Origin of the sequence: Kocuria sp. KRD140 (assembly GCF_017168375.1) — a bacterium.
Lineage (GTDB): Bacteria > Actinomycetota > Actinomycetes > Actinomycetales > Micrococcaceae > Kocuria > Kocuria marina.
In genome coordinates this window covers 304,651-321,965 of the sequence record NZ_JABFAW010000007.1, presented here as the reverse complement: position 1 = coordinate 321,965, position 17,315 = coordinate 304,651, and the positions used below count along the sequence as shown (strand labels likewise).

General features: G+C 70.5%; 16 protein-coding genes and 2 pseudogenes. 11 read left to right on the top strand and 7 right to left on the bottom strand.

The genetic code is table 11. The features are described 5' to 3' along the window. The first annotated feature begins 19 nt into the window (after nucleotides 1–19). Nucleotides 20–499 (top strand): RidA family protein, encoded by a 480-nt coding sequence (locus J1M36_RS07850; RefSeq protein ID WP_131332363.1) that lies wholly within the window; start codon nucleotides 20–22, stop codon nucleotides 497–499. 2 nt (nucleotides 500–501) lie between these two features. After that, nucleotides 502–1,416 (top strand): hypothetical protein, encoded by a 915-nt coding sequence (locus J1M36_RS07845; RefSeq protein ID WP_206479003.1) that lies wholly within the window; start codon nucleotides 502–504, stop codon nucleotides 1,414–1,416. Nucleotides 1,417–1,529: 113 nt separating this feature from the next. Here J1M36_RS07845 and J1M36_RS07840 read toward each other — a convergent pair whose 3' ends face one another. Continuing rightward, nucleotides 1,530–2,207, bottom strand: coding sequence for a Crp/Fnr family transcriptional regulator (locus J1M36_RS07840; RefSeq protein WP_085106205.1), 678 nt, complete (start codon nucleotides 2,205–2,207; stop codon nucleotides 1,530–1,532). A gap of 251 nt (nucleotides 2,208–2,458) precedes the next feature. Between J1M36_RS07840 and J1M36_RS07835 the strand changes: the two genes are divergently transcribed. Beyond that, nucleotides 2,459–3,643, top strand: a complete 1,185-nt coding sequence (locus J1M36_RS07835) for a MarP family serine protease (RefSeq protein WP_064846629.1) — start codon at nucleotides 2,459–2,461, stop codon at nucleotides 3,641–3,643. A 108-nt stretch (nucleotides 3,644–3,751) separates the two neighbouring features. Here J1M36_RS07835 and J1M36_RS13160 read toward each other — a convergent pair. The 4 genes and pseudogenes from J1M36_RS13160 to acs form a co-directional block, all read right to left on the bottom strand. Beyond that, nucleotides 3,752–3,913 (bottom strand): annotated as a pseudogene (locus tag J1M36_RS13160) (glycine betaine ABC transporter substrate-binding protein); the annotation flags it as partial. Between the two features lie 14 nt (nucleotides 3,914–3,927). Continuing rightward, on the bottom strand, nucleotides 3,928–4,152 hold the full coding sequence (locus J1M36_RS07825) for a glycine betaine ABC transporter substrate-binding protein (protein ID WP_206479002.1): 225 nt from the start codon (nucleotides 4,150–4,152) through the stop codon (nucleotides 3,928–3,930). Nucleotides 4,153–4,161: 9 nt separating this feature from the next. After that, complete coding sequence (gene aroQ / locus J1M36_RS07820; protein WP_064846707.1) at nucleotides 4,162–4,617, bottom strand: type II 3-dehydroquinate dehydratase; 456 nt, start codon at nucleotides 4,615–4,617, stop codon at nucleotides 4,162–4,164. A 166-nt stretch (nucleotides 4,618–4,783) separates the two neighbouring features. Then, the gene (gene acs / locus J1M36_RS07815) at nucleotides 4,784–6,736 is read right to left on the bottom strand and encodes an acetate--CoA ligase (protein ID WP_206479001.1); all 1,953 of its coding nucleotides are present in this window, start codon (nucleotides 6,734–6,736) and stop codon (nucleotides 4,784–4,786) included. A 180-nt stretch (nucleotides 6,737–6,916) separates the two neighbouring features. On the opposite strand from acs, the gene nth reads away from it, so the two are divergent. Beyond that, nucleotides 6,917–7,780 carry an endonuclease III gene (gene nth, locus J1M36_RS07810; protein ID WP_144932606.1) on the top strand — a complete coding sequence of 288 codons (864 nt, stop codon included), beginning with the start codon at nucleotides 6,917–6,919 and terminating at the stop codon, nucleotides 7,778–7,780. Nucleotides 7,781–7,791: 11 nt separating this feature from the next. Continuing rightward, on the top strand, nucleotides 7,792–8,574 hold the full coding sequence (locus J1M36_RS07805) for a CoA pyrophosphatase (protein ID WP_206069181.1): 783 nt from the start codon (nucleotides 7,792–7,794) through the stop codon (nucleotides 8,572–8,574). Between the two features lie 126 nt (nucleotides 8,575–8,700). Here the strand turns inward: J1M36_RS07805 and J1M36_RS07800 are convergent, their stop codons facing one another. Beyond that, nucleotides 8,701–10,461 carry a bifunctional 3'-5' exonuclease/DNA polymerase gene (locus J1M36_RS07800; protein WP_098053764.1) on the bottom strand — a complete coding sequence of 587 codons (1,761 nt, stop codon included), beginning with the start codon at nucleotides 10,459–10,461 and terminating at the stop codon, nucleotides 8,701–8,703. 379 nt (nucleotides 10,462–10,840) lie between these two features. On the opposite strand from J1M36_RS07800, the pseudogene J1M36_RS07795 reads away from it, so the two are divergent. The 3 genes and pseudogenes from J1M36_RS07795 to J1M36_RS07785 all read left to right on the top strand — a co-directional run. Further along, nucleotides 10,841–11,257, top strand: a pseudogene (locus tag J1M36_RS07795) (transketolase C-terminal domain-containing protein); the annotation flags it as partial. A gap of 13 nt (nucleotides 11,258–11,270) precedes the next feature. Then, entirely contained in the window at nucleotides 11,271–12,044 is a 774-nt protein-coding gene (locus J1M36_RS07790) for a 2-oxo acid dehydrogenase subunit E2 (protein ID WP_206479000.1), read from the top strand. Beyond that, nucleotides 12,041–12,739 carry a peptidyl-tRNA hydrolase gene (locus J1M36_RS07785; protein WP_193518983.1) on the top strand — a complete coding sequence of 233 codons (699 nt, stop codon included), beginning with the start codon at nucleotides 12,041–12,043 and terminating at the stop codon, nucleotides 12,737–12,739. The genes J1M36_RS07790 and J1M36_RS07785 overlap by 4 nt, the downstream gene beginning before the upstream one ends. 61 nt (nucleotides 12,740–12,800) lie before the next feature. Here J1M36_RS07785 and J1M36_RS07780 read toward each other — a convergent pair whose 3' ends face one another. Continuing rightward, entirely contained in the window at nucleotides 12,801–13,355 is a 555-nt protein-coding gene (locus tag J1M36_RS07780) for a hypothetical protein (protein ID WP_064846638.1), read from the bottom strand. A gap of 414 nt (nucleotides 13,356–13,769) precedes the next feature. Here J1M36_RS07780 and ssd point away from each other — a divergent pair, with 414 nt between their 5' ends. The 3 genes from ssd to J1M36_RS07765 are packed head-to-tail and all read left to right on the top strand — an operon-like array spanning nucleotide 13,770 to nucleotide 16,944. After that, a complete protein-coding gene (gene ssd / locus J1M36_RS07775) occupies nucleotides 13,770–14,879 on the top strand; it encodes a septum site-determining protein Ssd (protein WP_082943343.1) in 1,110 nt (369 codons plus the stop codon). Beyond that, the gene (locus J1M36_RS07770) at nucleotides 14,876–16,162 is read left to right on the top strand and encodes a TadA family conjugal transfer-associated ATPase (protein WP_082943344.1); all 1,287 of its coding nucleotides are present in this window, start codon (nucleotides 14,876–14,878) and stop codon (nucleotides 16,160–16,162) included. Before ssd ends, J1M36_RS07770 begins: the two co-directional genes overlap by 4 nt. Further along, complete coding sequence (locus tag J1M36_RS07765; protein ID WP_064846639.1) at nucleotides 16,159–16,944, top strand: type II secretion system F family protein; 786 nt, start codon at nucleotides 16,159–16,161, stop codon at nucleotides 16,942–16,944. The genes J1M36_RS07770 and J1M36_RS07765 overlap by 4 nt, the downstream gene beginning before the upstream one ends. Nucleotides 16,945–17,315: the final 371 nt, after the last annotated feature.

Genomic DNA, 17,315 nt, shown 5'->3' with positions numbered 1-17,315 from the left:
CCGCGGGGAAGAGGACGTCATGGACAAGAGCTACGAAGACCGGCTCGCGCAGCTGGGTCTGGAACTGCCGGGCGTGGCCCGGCCGCTCGCGGCCTACGCCCCGGCCGTGGTGAGCGGGAAGCACGTCTACACCGCAGGCCAGCTGCCGCTGGTGTCTGGGTCACTACTCGAGACCGGCGTGGTGAGCGATTCCGGCGCCGAGGGGACCGTGTCCCCGGAACGGGCCGCCGAGCTCGCCGAGCGCTGCGCGCTCAACGCCCTGGCCGCGGTGAAGTCCCAGATCGAGGACCTGGACCGGATCCAACGCATCGTCAAGGTCACGGGTTTCGTGGCCTCCGCGACCGACTTCTACGGTCAGCCCGCCGTGGTGGACGGCGCGTCCACCCTGCTGGGCCGGGTGTTCGGGGACGCCGGCGTGCATGCCCGCTCCGCCGTGGGTGTCAGCGTGTTGCCGCTGAACTCCCCGGTGGAGGTCGAACTGATCGTCGAGTTCCACTGACGATGAGCGGGGGCCGCGGGAACGAACGCATCTTCGCGGTGCCCCGCGCCTATTCCACGGCCGCCCGGGCCTGGATGGAACGGGGGTTGGGGCTGCACGGTTCCGCCCCCCGCCACGGCGCCGCCACCGTGTTCGTGCGGGACGGCGAGCACGGCGTGGAGACCCTCATGCTCCACCGCCCGGGCCGCCAGTCCATGGGCACGCTCTCGTTCCCCGGCGGGGTGTGCGAGACCAGCGACGACGAACCGCTGGACTGGCACGGCCCCACCCCCGCGCAGTGGGCCCACAAGGTGCTCTCGGAGGACATCGGCCGCACGCGCCGCAGCGTGGTGGCCGCCGCGCGCAAGGTGTTCGTGGAGACCGGGATCCTGCTCGCGGGAACCCCGGGTCACGGTGTCGCCGAGAGCGTGGACGGCGCGGACTGGATGACCTCGCGGGAACGGCTGGCAGCAGAGGAGTTCTCCTTCGCGGACCTGCTGGCCAAGCGCAGTCTCACGTTCCACAGCGAATGCCTCCGGCCGCTGTCCCACTGGATCACCTCGGACTTCATCCACCAGCGCGTGGACCTGCAGTTTTATTCGGCGGCCGTTCCCGTGGGCCAGCGCCCCGTGCCGCTGGCCACGCAGCGCGGTGTGGCGTGGCTCGATTGGGTGGACGCGCGCGCCCTGTTCGAGGACCCGTGGTCCACACCGGTGCCGGAGCTGTTCCGGCGCCAGTCGGAGGAAGCCAGCCTCACCAACGACCCCTGGCACTTCGACCTCAACGAGCTCACGACCCCCGGGGTGCAGTGCGCCCTCGAGGCGGTTGCGCACGCCGGCTCGGCGGTGGCGTTCCTCGCGGCCCGGCGGGACCTGCGGGTCAAGAGTCCCCGACTGGATCTGCGCGACGGCGAACCCGTCCTCGTCCTGGACGAGTGACCTCCCGGGTGGGTCGCGTCCCGCGCGCCCTCACGCACCCCTCACGCATCCCGTGTGAAAGGCGACGGCGCCCGTGGCGGGTGCCACGAGCGCCGTCGGCGGAAGAACCGGCGTCAGCGGGAGCGCTGCTTGAGGCGCTGCAGGTCCAGGATGACCACGGCGCGCGCCTCGAGGCGGATCCAACCGCGCTGGACGAACTCGGCCAGGGCCTTGTTCACGGTCTCGCGAGAGGCACCCACGAGCTGGGCGAGTTCCTCCTGGGTGAGCTCGTGCGCCACCAGGATGCCGTCCGTGGCGGGGCGGCCGAACCGGTCCGCGAGGTCCAGCAGGGCCTTGGCCACGCGGCCGGGGACGTCCGAGAACACTAGGTCCGCGAGGTTCTCGTTGGTGCGGCGCAGGCGCCGGGCGAGCGCCTGCAGCAGCTGCGCGGAGACCTCGGGGGAGCGCTGGATGACCTTGCGCAGGTTCTCGTGCTTGAGCCCGTCCAGACGGGTCTCGGACACGGCGGTCGCGGAGGTGGAGCGGGGGCTGGGGTCGAACAGGGCCATCTCGCCGAAGATCTCACCGGGACCCATGACGGCCACGAGGTTCTCGCGACCGTCGCTCGCGGTGCGCCCAAGCTTCATCTTGCCGGAGACGATGAAGTAGAGCTGGTCCCCCGGATCACCCTCGTAGAACAGGGTGGCACCGCGGGAGAGGTTCACCTCGGTGATCTCCTCGGTCAGAGCGGCGAACGCCTCATCGTCCAAGGAAGCGAACAGCGGAGCGCGGCGTAGGACGTCTGTATCCAAGGTAAAACTCCTCACGGATTGCGGATGAGCCCGGACAGGGGCACATGATCTGAGTACGTTCCATCGTAACGAATTTCACACCGCCCGGGTCCACCCCGCTGGTTATGCCCGGTGTGAACGCGCTGCGAGTTCCGGGTGTTCCCGCTCGTGTTCATCCACCGTTCACGATCCACGATTTACCCAGCCCCCCACCGTATGCTCGGCTGAGCACGCACCCGATCCCCGCGTGTTCCCCCTCCGTGAGGACTTCGATGACCCTGTCCCTGAACATCCTGGACGTGCTGCTGATCGTGGCGCTGGTGGCGTATCTCGTCGCAGGGCTGAGCCGAGGGTTCTTCCGCTCGTTCGCGTCCCTCGTGGGGCTAGTGCTCGGCGCCGTGGTGGCGTTCTGGGCCGGCCCCGTGGTGTCCGCGTACGTCTCGGACGAATGGCGGATCCCGGCCGTGCTGCTCACCGTCCTCGTGGCCCTGGCCCTGGGTCAGTGGCTGGGGTCGATCGCGGGTAATGCCCTCGCGCGGATCACCGAGAGGACGGGACTGGGGATCCTGGACCGCGTGGGCGGCGGGGTGCTCAACGTGGTCGTGGCCGCCCTGGTCATGGGGCTCGTGGGTTCGCTCGTGGGTCAGCTGGGCCTTCCCGCACTGTCCCAACAGGTCGCGTCCTCGCAGGTGCTGCGCGGTATCGAGCGGGTCACCCCGGAGCCCGTGCGCCAGGCCATGACACAGACCCGCAACGCGATCAGCGGCGCCCAGGGCATCCGGCAGCTGGACGAACTGCTCTTCCCGTCCCAGGCCGCCCCGGACCCCACGGACACCCCGGACACCCAGAGCGTCGCGGACGCGGGCCAGTCCGTGGTCCAGGTCTACGGCACGGCCGCCCAGTGCGCCCAGAACCAGACGGGTTCGGGATTCGTGGCGCAGCCCGGCACGGTGGTTACCAACGCCCACGTGGTCGCGGGCGTGGACCAGCCCGTGGTCCAGACGCGCGACGGTCGCGTCTACCGCGCGCAGGCCGTGCAGTACGACGCCGCGTCCGACCTCGCGGTGCTGCGCGTCCCCGATCTGCCCGAGGCACCCCTGGCCCTGCAGGGTTCGGTGACGAGCGGACAGACCGTGTCCTTCGCGGGCTACCCGCTGGGCGGTCCCTATACGCTGCGCCCGGCCACGATCCAGGGTCAGGCGGTGGCCCCCGTGCAGAACGTGACCACGGGGCAGACCCAGACCCGCAGCATCATCCAGATCGCGGGCAATGTGGAGCAGGGCAACTCGGGCGGTCCGCTGCTCAACGCGGACGGTGAGGTCGTGGGCGTGGTCTTCGCCAAGGCCGTCACGGATCAGGTGGGGTATGCGATCCCCGTGGCTCGTGTCACCGAGATCCTCGCCGCGGCGGGGGACTCCACGGAGTCCGTCCCCACGGGTCAGTGCGTGGTGTCCTGAGCGGACATCCTGTCGGTAGCAGCTGAACACCGACAAGCAGCGGCTGAGCACCGATGACCGGCGGTCGAGCACGCACGAGCGGTGGCCGGGTACCGAGTGCGCCAGCAGGGAGGCGCGGTCCGGGGCCAAGAACGCATTCAGGGGATCACGCAGCGGGCGCAGGTCGTACACGTCGTGGAGGTACTGCGGTTGCCACAGGGCAGTGACGAACCAGTCCTCGTCCGCCATGCGCCGGTCGACCGTGTCGATGATGGCCCGCGGGTCACCGATCTCCTGGCGCCACCTCAGTACACCTCATGGCCGCCGGGCAGCCATGCATCGGCGAACAGGTCCCTGTCCCCGGCGGCGAGCTGCGGGTACATCTGCGGATGCGCTCCCTCGACCACGGCGACCCGGTGCCCCAGCCGCACCAGGACTTCCTCGATCACGGCGGCGGCCACCTGGTGGAAGGACTCGTCGATGCGCCTGTAGACCAGGGGCACACCGGACCGTGGATCTGCTGCGGTCATGGGTGCGTCCTAACTCTCGATGTTCTTACCCAGTTCGTTGGCGATCACCTGCACGCCCAGTTCGTACCCCAGGACACCGGCACCGGCGATCACGGCCGTGGCTTGCGGTGACACGAAGGACGTGTGCCGGAAGGCCTCCCGGCGGTGCACGTTGGAGATGTGTACCTCCACGATCGGCATCTCGCACATCTCCAGGGCGTCGTGCAGGGCCACGGAGTAGTGGGTCAGCGCCGCGGGATTGATCACGATCCCGCACGCCTCGGTGCGCGCCCGCTGGATCCAGTCCACGAGCTGCCCCTCATAGTTGGACTGCTCGAACACCACGTCCAGCCCGTACGACTGCGCGCGGACGCGCACATTGCGTTCGACGTCCGCAAGGGTCGTGTGCCCGTAGATCTCGGGCTTGCGGGTGCCCAGGGTGTTGAGATTGGGCCCATTCAGGACGTGGATCGGCAGCTCACTCATGGCTCCATTCAACAACACGGTCACGTGGAGCGACACGGCACCTCCGAACAAGGCGGCACCGACGAATAGTGCGGCGTCGTCGAACACCCTGACAACACCGGACGACGCCGCCACGATGACCTCTTCACGCGAGGCACCGCAGCGGCGTCGTCCGCCGGGGCTGGGGTTACTTCTGGCCGAGCGAGTCCACGATCTGCTGCATGACCGTCTGGTCCGCTAGCGTGGAGACGTCACCCACGGGACGGTCCTCGGCGACGTCCTTGAGCAGACGGCGCATGATCTTGCCCGAGCGGGTCTTGGGCAGCTCGGGGACGATCAAGACCTTCTTGGGCTTGGCGATCGGGGAGATCTCCCGGCCCACGTGCGCGCGGATCTCCTCGGCGAGCTCGGCGGCGTCCCGGTTCTCGGCGGTGGCCTGGTCCGAGAGGATCACGAAGGCGAAAACCGCCTGGCCCGTGGTCTCGTCCTGGGCGCCCACCACGGCAGCCTCGGCCACGGACGGATGGGAGACCAGCGCGGACTCGATCTCGGGGGTGGACAGGCGGTGGCCGGAGACGTTCATGACGTCGTCCACGCGACCCAGGATCCAGACGTCCCCGTCCGCGTCCCGCTTGGCACCGTCGCCGGCGAAGTACTTGTCACCGAACTGGCCCCAGTAGGTGTTGACGAAACGGTCGTCGTCCCCCCAGATGGTGCGCAGCATGGACGGCCACGGCTTGCGGACCACCAGGAAACCGTCGGTCTCGTTGGGCAGGGAGTTGCCGGCGTCGTCCACGACGTCCACCGCGATTCCCGGCAGCGGGACCTGCGCGGAACCGGGCTTGGCGTGGGTGACCCCGGGCAGCGGGGAGATCATGATCGCGCCGGTCTCGGTCTGCCACCACGTGTCCACGATGGGGCAGCGCTCGCCGCCGATCACACGGTGGAACCAGGTCCAGGCCTCGGGGTTGATGGCCTCGCCCACGGTGCCCAGCAAGCGCAGCGAGCTGAGGTCCCACTCGCCGGGGATCTCCTCGCCCCACTTCATCATGGTGCGGATGGCGGTGGGGGACGTGTAGAGGATGCTCACGCCGTACTTCTGCACGATCTCCCAGAACCGGCCGCGGTGCGGGGAGTCCGGGGTGCCCTCGTAGATCACCTGGGTGGCGCCGTTCACGAGCGGCCCGTAAGTGATGTAGGTGTGGCCCGTGACCCACCCGACGTCCGCGGTACACCAGTAGACGTCCGTCTCCGGCTTGAGGTCGAACACGTTCTTGTGGGTGAATGCCGCCTGGGTGAGGTAGCCGCCGGTGGTGTGCAGGATGCCCTTGGGCTTGCCGGTGGTGCCGGAGGTGTAGAGGATGAACAGCGGATCCTCGGCGTTCTGCTCCGAGGGCGTGTGCTCGGTGGAGGCGTTCTCGGTGACCTCGTGCCACCACACGTCACGGCCGTCCTGAAACGCGACGTCCTCGCCGTTGCGCTTGACCACCACCACGTGTTGGACGGAGCTCCCGCCCTTCTCCAGGGCGGCGTCCACGGCGGGCTTGAGCGTAGTGGGCTTGCCGCGGCGGTAGGAGCCGTCCGCGGTGACCACGAGCTTGGCCTCGCCGTCCTCGATGCGCGAGCGCAGGGCGTCCGCGGAGAAGCCGCCGAAGACCACCGAGTGGATCGCTCCGATGCGCGCGCACGCGAGCATGGTGACCACGGCCTCCGCGATCATGGGCAGGTACACGGCCACGCGGTCGCCCTTGCCCACGCCGAGCGCCTCGAACGCGTTCGCGGCCTTGGAGACCTCGTCCTTGAGCTGCGCGTACGTGTAGGACGCACTGTCCCCGGGCTCGCCCTCGAAGTACAGGGCCACGCGGTCCCCGTTGCCGGCCTCCACGTGGCGGTCCACGGCGTTGTACGCGGCGTTCAGGGTGCCGTCCTGGAACCACTTGGCGAACGGCGGGTTGGACCAGTCCAATACCTCGGTGAACGGGGTGGACCACGTCAGCAGCTCGCGGGCCTGGTCCGCCCAGAACTCCTCACCCTGCTCCTCGGCTCGCGTGTACAGCTCCGCGGTGGCGTTGGCCTGGGCGGCGAACTCCTCGCTGGGTGCGTAGGTCTTCGACTGGGATGCTGCGGATTCCGGGGACATGGTGCTCCTTACCTGGGCCGTGTCGTGCCGCTCGCGGGCACGTGGTGCAGTTCACATTCTCGTTCTCCAGCGTAGTCGAGGTTCCCGCCCGTGCTCGATCCATGGCGGCCGGTGTCGCGCGCACCGTCACGGCGGCCGCGCGGTTTGACCCCCGCCACGGCGGCCACCATGATCGAGGACATGGACTCCCCGGCCGCCGCTGCCCACGTGCGCTTCGTGCCCCCGCGCCAGGCCGAGCAGGCGGCCGCGCGGCGTCGTCGTACCGGGGGCGAAACGCGGTTGGCAACGACGCGGCGGGCGCGGCGGATCCAGCGCGAGCTCGCGCGCAGCTATCCGTACGCCGTGGCGGAATTGGATTTCGACGACGCGTGGCAGCTGCTCGTGGCCACGGTGCTCTCCGCGCAGACCACCGACGTGCGCGTCAACTCGGTGACGCCGGGGCTGTTCGCCGCATACCCCGGGCCTTGGGAGCTGGCCGAGGCGCCGGCCGAGGACGTCGAGCAACGGGTGCGCTCGCTCGGGTTCTACCGGTCCAAGGCGCGTTCCATTCAGGGGCTGGCCACGCGGATCGTGGACGAGTACGACGGCCGCGTCCCGGGTACGCTCGCCGAGCTCGTGACCCTGCCCGGCGTGGGGCGCAAGACCGCGAACGTGGTGCTCGGCAATGCGTTCGGGGTCCCCGGGATCACGGTGGACACGCATTTCGGCAGGCTCGCGCGCCGCTTCGGCTGGACCGACCAGGAGGACCCCGTCAAGGTCGAGACGGACGTGGCCGCCCTGTTCCCGCCCGCGGTGTGGACCGAGCTGTCCCACGAACTGATCTACCACGGGCGGCGGATGTGCCACGCGCGCAAACCGGCGTGTGGAGTGTGTCCGGTCGCGGATCTGTGCCCCTCCTACGGCACGGGCCCCACCGATCCACTGGCCGCCCGGAAACTGTTGGCCTACGAACTCGCCCCGGGCCGCGAGGAGCTGCTCGCGGGCTTCCTGGCCGGGCGCACGCGCCGCGAACTGCGCGCCGACGGACACACCCTCGGCGCGTGAAAGGACTTCGCATGACCCCCTCCGACCCTCACGGTGCCGACCCCCGTGATCAGCTCGTGGAGCTCGCCCGGCACGGTGATTCCGTGATCATGCACGACCGCGAACCGTGGCGGATCGGCGAGCTGGACGAGAACCACCGGCACTCCGCGGTGCTCATCCTCTTCGGCGCGCTGGACGCCGTGCCCTCGCACTACGCCGAGCACACGGACGGGCCGGGACGTGACCTGGACGTGCTGCTCGTCCAGCGCGCCGCGACCCTGCGTGCCCACCCCGGCCAGGTCGCCTTCCCGGGCGGGCGCCTCGATCCGCCCGACGGCGAACCCGGCACCTTCCTGGACGTGCCCGGCGGGCGCGTGAGCGCACCCCATATCCGGGCGGCACTGCGGGAGGCCCACGAGGAGACCGGGGTGGACCCGGACGGCGTGGAGGTCCTCGGTGCACTGCACCCCGTGCCGCTGCCCGTGAGCAACCACCTGGTTACGCCTGTGATCGGCTGGTGGCGCAGCCCGTCCCCCGTGGACGTGGTGGACCACGCCGAGTCCTCCCTGGTGTTCCGGGTGCCGGTGCTGGACCTGATCAACCCCGCCCACCGGTACTACGCGACCGTGACCCGCGGGCAGCACACCTACGAGTCCCCGGCGTTCGACGTGCGCGTGGCGGGCGTGGCCGAGCCCATCACCGTGTGGGGGTTCACCGGCGTCATCATCGACCGCGTGCTCGACTGGCTCGGCTGGTCCGTGGAGTGGGACCGCTCGATTAAGCGCCCCGCGCCGAGGTTCGGGCCGAAGGCGTAACCCTTTCAGCGCCGTTCACCCTCGGTCCCCGTCGAGGCGCATGGTGCGGACGGTCCGCGAGGTCACCAGCAGGACGCTATTCAGGAGCGGGACGTCTCAGCGTAATGCTGGTGCGCGCAGCCGCGGTCACTTCGCATCCGCGTACGACGTCACCACCGTCGTGGCCACCGGGACCGCCACGGGTACCCTGCCGAACACCGTGATCACCGCTTGTTCGGCCGCCTGCGTCACGAGGTCCCGCACCCGGGGCGCATGCTGCTCGGCACAGTGGACCATGACCTCGTCGTGCAGGAAGAACACGAGCTGTGCGTCCAGGCCGGCGTCGTGCAGACCCTGTCGGATGTGTCCCAACCACGCGAGCGCCCACTCGGCGGCCGAGCCCTGGACCACGAAGTTCCGGGAGAACCGGCCGTGACCGCGCGCGGCCTGGGTGGCCCGGCGCTCGCCGGCCTGGGTGGCCGTGGCGCGCTGCACCTCAAACCATTCCGCCCCGGGAACGGGTGACCAGCGGCCCAGGTAGGTGCAGACCTGGTGCCCCAGCTCGCCCACGCGCGCGGCGTGTTCCACGTAACCCACGGCGCGCGGGAACATCCGGGCCAGGTGAGGCATGAACCGCCCGCCGGCCCCGGACGTCGCACCGTACATCGCGCCCAGCAGCGCGAGCTTCGCGTGCGCCCGCTCCTTTAATTCCGAACCGCGTGCCTCGCCCTGTAGTGCGATGGACTCGTAGAGGTCACGGTCGCGCGACGCCTCGGCCAGAGCGTCGTCGCGCGCGAGGATGGCCAGCACGCGCGGCTCGAGCTGGGCGGCGTCGGCCACGACGAGCGCGCGGCCGGGATCCGCGCGCACGGCGCCGCGGATGTACTTGGGGATCTGCAGCGCACCGCCGCCGCGCGCGGCCCATCGTCCGGTCACGACGCCGCCCACGACGTACTCGGGGTGGAAGCGCTCCTCCCGCACCCATGTGTCCAACCAGTGCCACCCGGTCGCGGAGAAGACCCGGGAGAGTTTCTTGTACTCGAGCACCGGTTCCACGATGGCCACGCGCTGCTCCTGCGGCCGGCCGTTGACGAGGGCCCAGTCCCGCAGTTTCCACGCGCGCGTGGTGTCCACGTCCACCCCGGCGTTGCGCAGGGCCTTGAGCAGCTCCACGGGGGAGTCCGGGTTGAGGGTGGGGGCGTCGAGCACGTCACGTACCCGCCGGGCGAGTTCTTGCATGCGCGCGGGCCGCTCCTCACCGACCGGACGGGGGCCGAGCAGCTCCTCGAGGATCTCCTCGTGGGCCCGGGGGCTCCAGGGGACGCCGTGGTGGCGCATGTCCGCGGCCACCAACGCGCCCTGGGACTCGAGGGCCAGCAGGCGTTCGATCCGCCGGGGATAGCGCGCGGTCTCGCACGCCCGGTTCTGCGCGGCGAGCTCCGCGATCAACTCGTCCGTCCCGTGCCCGCGCTGCTCGACGACGGCGAACAGCGACCCCTGGCTGCTCGGTTCGGCCGGGGCGTGCGGACCGGCCACGCGGCGCGGGTCCGCGGGTTCGATCACGGGACGGTAGTCGAGTGGGCGGGGTTCGTCCGAGGTGGGATCGGGTGCGCCGGATCCGGGGGCGGTCGCGGCCGTGGCAAGGATCGTGGCGCACAGTCCCAGGTCCCGGCAGCGGGTCACCCACACGCCCGCGGCGAGCAGCAGTGCGGCGGGGACGGAGGTCTCGAGCCACGTCCACACGGGAGGCACCACGCCCGCGGCACGTGCCGCGTTCTCGCGCCGGGCGACCTCGAAGGCGAGGCCCTCGTCCGTGACGGTGTGCGGCTCCCCGGCGGGCTTGCCGTTCGCGGAGACCACCCGCAACACCCAGGACCCGGGCTCTGCGGCGGCCACCACGATGTGCATGCTCCCAGTATGGGGCGTGGATCGGGTACACCCGGGCCCCCTGGCGGAGCCGCGCGGGATAGGCGTAGCGACCTGCGTCACAGAGACCTAGTGACAATTGAATACGCGCTACTTCGAGGAGTGACATGAACGTTCACAACGAGGTGATGGATCCGGAACGAACGGGACTGGGTGAACCTCATCCCGTGCAGATGATCAGTCCCAGCGGCGAGCGTCTGTCCCCGAACGGATACGAGCTCGATACCCTCGAGATGACCGACCTGATGACCATGTACCGATCCATGGTCCTGTTACGCAGATTCGACCAGGAGGCCACGGCTCTCCAGCACCAGGGCGAGCTGGGACCGCGGCCCAGGCACCCGGGGCCGAGAACACCACCATGACCCTGGCCGCTGCCATCAACCGGGGACTGCGCAAGGCCCTCGAGGACGATCCCAGGGTCGTGCTGTTCGGGGAGGACATCGGCGTGCTGGGCGGGGTCTTCCTCATCACGGACGGACTGCAGAAGGACTTCGGCGACCAGCGGGTTATCCATGCTCCTCTCGCGGAAGCGGGCACCGTGGTGACCTCCGTGCGCAAGACGGGTCGTCTCGTGATCGTCCATGAAGCGCCCACGAGTTTCGGTGAGGGCGCTGAGATCGCCGCGCGGGTCGGGGAGAAATGCTTCTACGACCTCGAGGCACCCGTGATCCGCGTGGGCGGGTTCCACACCCCGTACCCGGCGTCGCGTTCCGAGCACCACGACTTGCCCGACGTGGACAGAATCCTCGACGGGATCGACCGGGCTCTCGAGTATGGAGGAGAAGATCATGAATATAGCCCAGTTCAAGCTCCCGGACGTCGGCGAGGGCCTCACGGAAGCGGACATCCTGACCTGGAAAGTCGCTGCCGGTGACGCCGTGAAGGTCAACCAGGTGATCGTGGAGATCGAGACCGCCAAGCCGGTCGTGGAACTGCCGTGTCCCACCGCGGGATCGGTGGCGGCGCTGCTCGCCCCCGAGGGAGCCACGGTGGAGGTAGGGACGCCCATCATCGACATCGTGGCCGAGGACGCCGGGGTGAATCTCGCCGCGCTGACCGGAACGGGTGCGGCCGGCGAGGTCACCCGCAAGGACCTCGCGCAGCACCTGGTAGGCACCGGTGGTCTCCCGGAGGTCGCGCCGACGACGTCGCCCGGCGCCCCGGAGGGCGACGAGACGTGGACCATCCCGTTGAAGGGCGTCCGCAGGGCCACGGCGCAGGCGATGGTGGCTTCTGCGTTCACCGCGCCGCACGTCACCGAGTTCCTGGACGTGGACGTCACGCGCACCATGGAGCTCGTGGCGCGCAGCCGCGGTGCGGAGGGATACGCCCGGGTCAACCCCCTGGCCGTGCTCTCGCGGGCCATGTGCTGGGCCCTGCACCGGACTCCGGAGCTCAACGCCTCGCTGCAGGGTGAGCAGATCTCGGTCTCTCGCCGCGTGCACCTGGGGATCGCCACGGCCACGGACCGCGGTCTCATGGTCCCCGTGGTCCCGGACACGCACGCGCTGTCCGCGGGCGAGCTCGCGCTGCGGATCCGCGTGGGAGACTCGGGGCCATGAGTGCTGAGCCGACTGAGACCCACGACGTCCCCTGGGCCATGCAACTAGTGGTGTACCGGGATCGTGGGCGCCCCGCACGGGAGGTGGACGTCGCGGAAGCGGCGGCGCGCGCCGTCGTGATGCTGCTGGGCGACGAACGCAGCGCCCCGGGTGGGCCATGGCACGAGGCCGTGCGAACGTGGCGGGACGTGCAGATCCGCAAACTTGTGCGGCGCGCGGACGGCAAGCGCTGGGAGGACGTGCAGGCGTTACCCGGGGTCACGGTGGCGCAGAAGGCGCCGACTACGGCAGCGGACGAGCACGGCACCGCGGCCGTGAGGGCATTCGTGCCCGCACCCGTGCAGCCCCTGCCCAAGCAACTGCACAAGCTGCAGGTGTCCGGCACGCAATTCCCGGCCGTCGGGGCCTCGGCCACGCAGAATGCCGTGGTCACCGTGGAGGTGGCCCCGGGACTCGGGATCTCGAGCGGCAAGCTCGCGGCGCAGTGTGGGCACGCCGCGCAGCTCGCGTGGGAGGCCATGCCCGAAGCAGTGCGGGAACGCTGGCGCGTGGACGACTACCGGGTGCGCGTGGAGTTCCCCTCGCGGGAGGAGTGGGACGGGGTCCAGAGGCCGGTCACGGTCACGGACGCGGGGTTGACCGAGCTGGACGGCCCCACCGACACCACCCGGGCGTGGTGGGTGGAACCCGCCTGAGCGGCGGCTCAGCTGAGAGCCGGGCCTCATGGGGCATGCACCGCGCCCGGTCGGGCGGTGCTCAGGTCACGCTCGTGTGCGTGCGCTCGGCCTCCCGTGCCACGCCGCGGAACAGCAGGGACAGGTTTCCTTCGCTCCGGGCGCGACCCAACAGTTCCAGTGGCATCCGAGGACGCGAAGTCGCCACGATCTGCGACGCGGTCTCCGAGACGGGTCGCAAGACGAATCGGACGCGCGCGCCCCACGACGAGAACGTGATTCCCACCGAGATCCGCCCGCCCTGCGCATCGAGTTCTCGCAAGCCCAGTTTCGCGTGCTGGGCGCAGGCACGCTCGACCAGTCTCGGAAGTTCGGAGACGGGCACCGGTACCGTGAGTTTCCCTTGGCCGCGGGCACCGTATGAGGTGATGATGTAGTCCTCGCCCCGCTCGGTCTGCGGGCGCAGAGCGAAGAACCCGGGGATGATGACGGCCAGGAGAAGCAGAGCCACCACTATGATGCTGACCCGGCCCCAGTGGAACACCCAGAGCAGCAGGGCGAGCACCAGCAGGCAATAGAGCACATTCAGGATCAGCGCCGCGACGGCCGATGTTCGTGTCACAGGGTTGAGGTCCATCAGGTCATGGTGGCACTTCCCCGGACAGCTGCGCACCACCGGTTACCGTCCCGTAATACTCGGCGAGCACGCACGACGGGAGGCAACCCTCCGTCCCCGCGGCGGGCGATCTGCACAGCACCCGGCGCGCCGCGGCGGGTGCCCGCAACGCTGCACAGTGCGGGCCAGCGGGCGCGGAACGTGGGTGTCACCGGCCAGGTTGGTGCCATGAACACCGCATCCATCACGGCTCCCGTCGACCCTCCGGGTGCCTCGCGTCGAGCCCGCCGCGCGGCCAGTCGGTCTTACGCAGCCTTTGACAGTGGCCATGGCGATCAGGGGTGTGGTCCGCTCCCTGCCGGGCCGGTCCCTGCGGATCGCGAGTCCCCGATCGCGGCGCGCTCGCGGGTCAGCGCAGCGGGGGGACGTGCACCGATGGGAAGCACGGCGACGGGCAGCGCGGCATCGGGTGGTGTCGCCGCGGGCAGTGCCTCGGCGGGCAGTTCGCTGGCCTGCACCGAGTTGCACGGGACCCGCGGCGTGCAGTTGCTCAGCACCACCCCTGACCTCGTGGAGGCCGTTGAGGCCGTGTGTATCGGCGCCGGGGTTGCGCTCAGGGTGACGGACGACGGTGCGGGGGCGCGAGCGGCGTCGTCGGACGTCGTGCTCGTGGATGCCGCCTGGGCCGGGGACGTCGTACCCCGCGGGGCGGTGGTCGTGGCGCTCACCGAACACGCCGACGCGTGGGACACCGCGGTGAGGTTCGGGGCGTCCGCCGTGGTGGTGTTACCGCACGCGGCCGCGTGGCTCGCGGACATGATCTCCCGCTCGTCCGATTCCGAACTGCCACGCACGACCGGGCGGGTGTACGGCGTCGTCGGCGCTACCGGGGGAGTGGGCGCGTCCACGGTGGCGTGCTGGCTCGCGGGGCACTTCGCGGCCCGGGGGGTGGACACCGCGCTCGTGGACGGTGACCCCCTGGGCGCGGGCCTCGATCTCGCGCTGGGGGAGGAAACCGCCGACGGGCTGCGGTGGCCCGAGCTCAATCAGTTCTCGGGCACCGTGGCGGCCGATCAACTGTGGGCGGCCATGCCGCGCCTGGATGCCCTGCGGTACCTCTCATGGGATCGCCACGCGAGCCTAGCGCACACCGTTCCGATGGCCACAGTGATCGCCGCGCTGCGTGGCGCCGCTGCGGTCCAGGTGGTGGATCTGTGCCGCTCGGACCTCGAACGGCAAGCGCGCTGGTGCGATGCCGTGCTGGTCCTGGCTTCCCGCACCGTGCGCGGGATCCTGGCCGCGGAACACACGGTGCGGCGTTGCGCACCCGTTCCCGTGGTGAGTGCGGTGTGCGGGGTCAACGTCGCGGACGTGGATCCCCCGGTCGTGGCCGAGGCCACCGGCGTGCCGTGCGTCGCGGCCGTTGCGTTCGACGCTCGCGTGCCCCAGCACCTCGACGATGGCACCGTCCTACGTCGCGGCCGGCACACCCGCCACGCGAAGACCGTGGCGCAGATCGCCCGGGCATTGGAGGAGCTGTCATGACGGTCTCATGCACGGTATCCCACGATCACGACGCCGCCCGGCCCGGTCCGCGCGACGCGTCGGGGTCGGAAGTAGTCGACCACACTGCAACCCGGTCCGGCCCGTGCGTCACGCCAGGACCGGAAGCTGCCGCGCACGACGCCGCGTTCGTGGACCAGGTGCGCGAACGCCTCCTGGTCGAGGGCGGTCCGGTCACCGACACCAGGATCGCCAAGGCCGTGCGGGAGACGGGCCGGGTGCTCGGGGCCGTCGGCTCCGTCCGGGCCGCCCAGCACGTCAAGGCGCAATTGACCGGGCTCGGGCCGTTGGAGCCACTACTGCCGGCGACCGGACTGAGCGACGTCTACGTCAACGGCCACGAGAACGTCTTCGTGGAGACCCACGACGGGATCCAGCGTGTCACGAGCCCGTTCACGTCCGAGGCGCACGTGCGTGCGCTCGCGGTGCGGCTCGTGACCGCGGCCGGGCGAAGGCTGGACGACGGCCACCCGTGCGTGGACGTGCAGACCGCCACCGGGCTACGGGTGCATGCCGTGATCCCGCCAGTGTCCACGTCGGGGACACTGCTGTCCATCCGTTTCCGGGCTCCGCAGCGGCTGTCGCTCGCGGATCTGGTGCATTCCGGGACCGTGCACCCGTTCCTCGCGGACGTCCTCACGGATGCCGTGGCCGCACGGGCGAATCTCATGATCAGCGGCGCCACCGGTTCCGGAAAGACCACCGTGCTGTCCGCGCTACTGTCCCAGTGCGCGCCGGGACAGCGCCTCGTGCTCGTGGAGGACGCCGCGGAGCTGAACCCCGATCATCCCCACGTGGTCGGCATGCAGTCCCGGCAGGAGAACGTGGAGGGGGCCGGTTCCGTGGACCTCACGGACCTGGTCCGGCAAGCGTTGCGGATGCGCCCTGATTGGCTCGTGGTGGGGGAATGCCGTGGCGCGGAGGTCCGCGAGTTGCTGACCGCCCTGAACACGGGGCACTCCGGTGCGGGAACCGTGCACGCGAACTCCGCGCGGGCGGTTCCGGCCCGGCTCGCCGCCCTGGGGTCCCTCGCGGGACTCAGCCGTAGCGCCGTGGATCTGCAGGCTGCCAACGCGCTGGACCTCGTGGCCCACGTGAGCCGCACCCCCGCCGGACGCAGGCTGGATTCCCTGTGCACTCTCCACCTCGAGGACGGTGTGCTGAGCACCCGGCCCGCTCTGACCGTGGAGTCCGGGCATCCGGTCGAGGGGCCCGGGTGGTCACAGCTGGCACGGCTGCTGGCCCGAGGGCGTGACGCATCATGATGCTCGCGTTTCTCCTCTTCGTCCTCACCGCGGCCGCGTTGCTCGTCTGGAGCAGTGGCGGCGCGCGCGGGGGCAGCCTCGCAGTACCCGCACACCGCTCGGGTGATGACGACGCCGACGGCGGTGCCGAGCGTTCGGTGGGCACGGGCGTGTTCGCACGGTGGCGTCGTCGTGATCGTGCCGCGGAAGCGATGCAATGGGTGACCGTGGTGCGCCGACTGGCCGCGCTGCTGCAAGCGGGGCGGGCACCCGCCCGGGTGTTCGGCGAACTGCCCGCGGTCTCCACGGGTTCGGGACCCACGGGGCGGTGGATCGCCCGGATGTGCGGGGACGTCCACGCCGCCGCCCAGGTCGGGATCCCGGTGTCCGCCAGTCTGACGCGCTTCGCGAGTGCTCCCGTGCCCGTGGGTGATCGCGCCCTCGCAGCCACCGCGCGGTCCGTGTGCGCCCAGCTCGCCGCGTGCTGGGAGATCTCGGAGCGTTCCGGGGCGCCCCTGGGACGCACGCTCTCGGGCGTGGCGGAGTCCCTAGAATCGCAGCTGGACGCGCAGGCCGCCCGGGACAGTGCCCTGGCAGGACCGCGGGTCACGGTGCGGACGCTGTCGTGGCTGCCCGTGCTCGCGCTGGGGCTCGGTGTGCTCATGGGCACGGATCCGATCACCACGCTGCTGACCACGTGGTGGGGTCGGCTCGCGCTCGCGGCGGGTGCCGCCCTCAGCATCGCCGGGCGATTGTGGACCCGGGCCCTGATGCATCGCGCCGAAGTGGAGAGCGCGTCATGATCGGGGCGCTGATGGCGGGTGTTCTCGCGGGATGCGGTGTACTTGTGTGGCTTTCTCCCGGCTCGCGGCTGCGGATCCCCCGCGGACGACGACGTTCCCCGCGTGAGCTCGGGTCGTCCCGTTCGGGGTTGAACGGTGGGTTTCTTCGTCCTGGCTCAAGGGCCACGTCGACCGTTCACGGCGGATTGGCCCGGGGCGGGGACATCGGATCGACCGGGGCGAACGGGTGGTCGTCTGGGTCATCCACGACCCCGGGAGCGACCGGGGATGCTCGGAGTGTGGCGACCTGGGCAATGCCGGCGGACGCATCGCTGGGTCCCTCGGTCCGTGCAGCAACTGCGACGACGACGTCGATCCCCCCTCTACCCGCC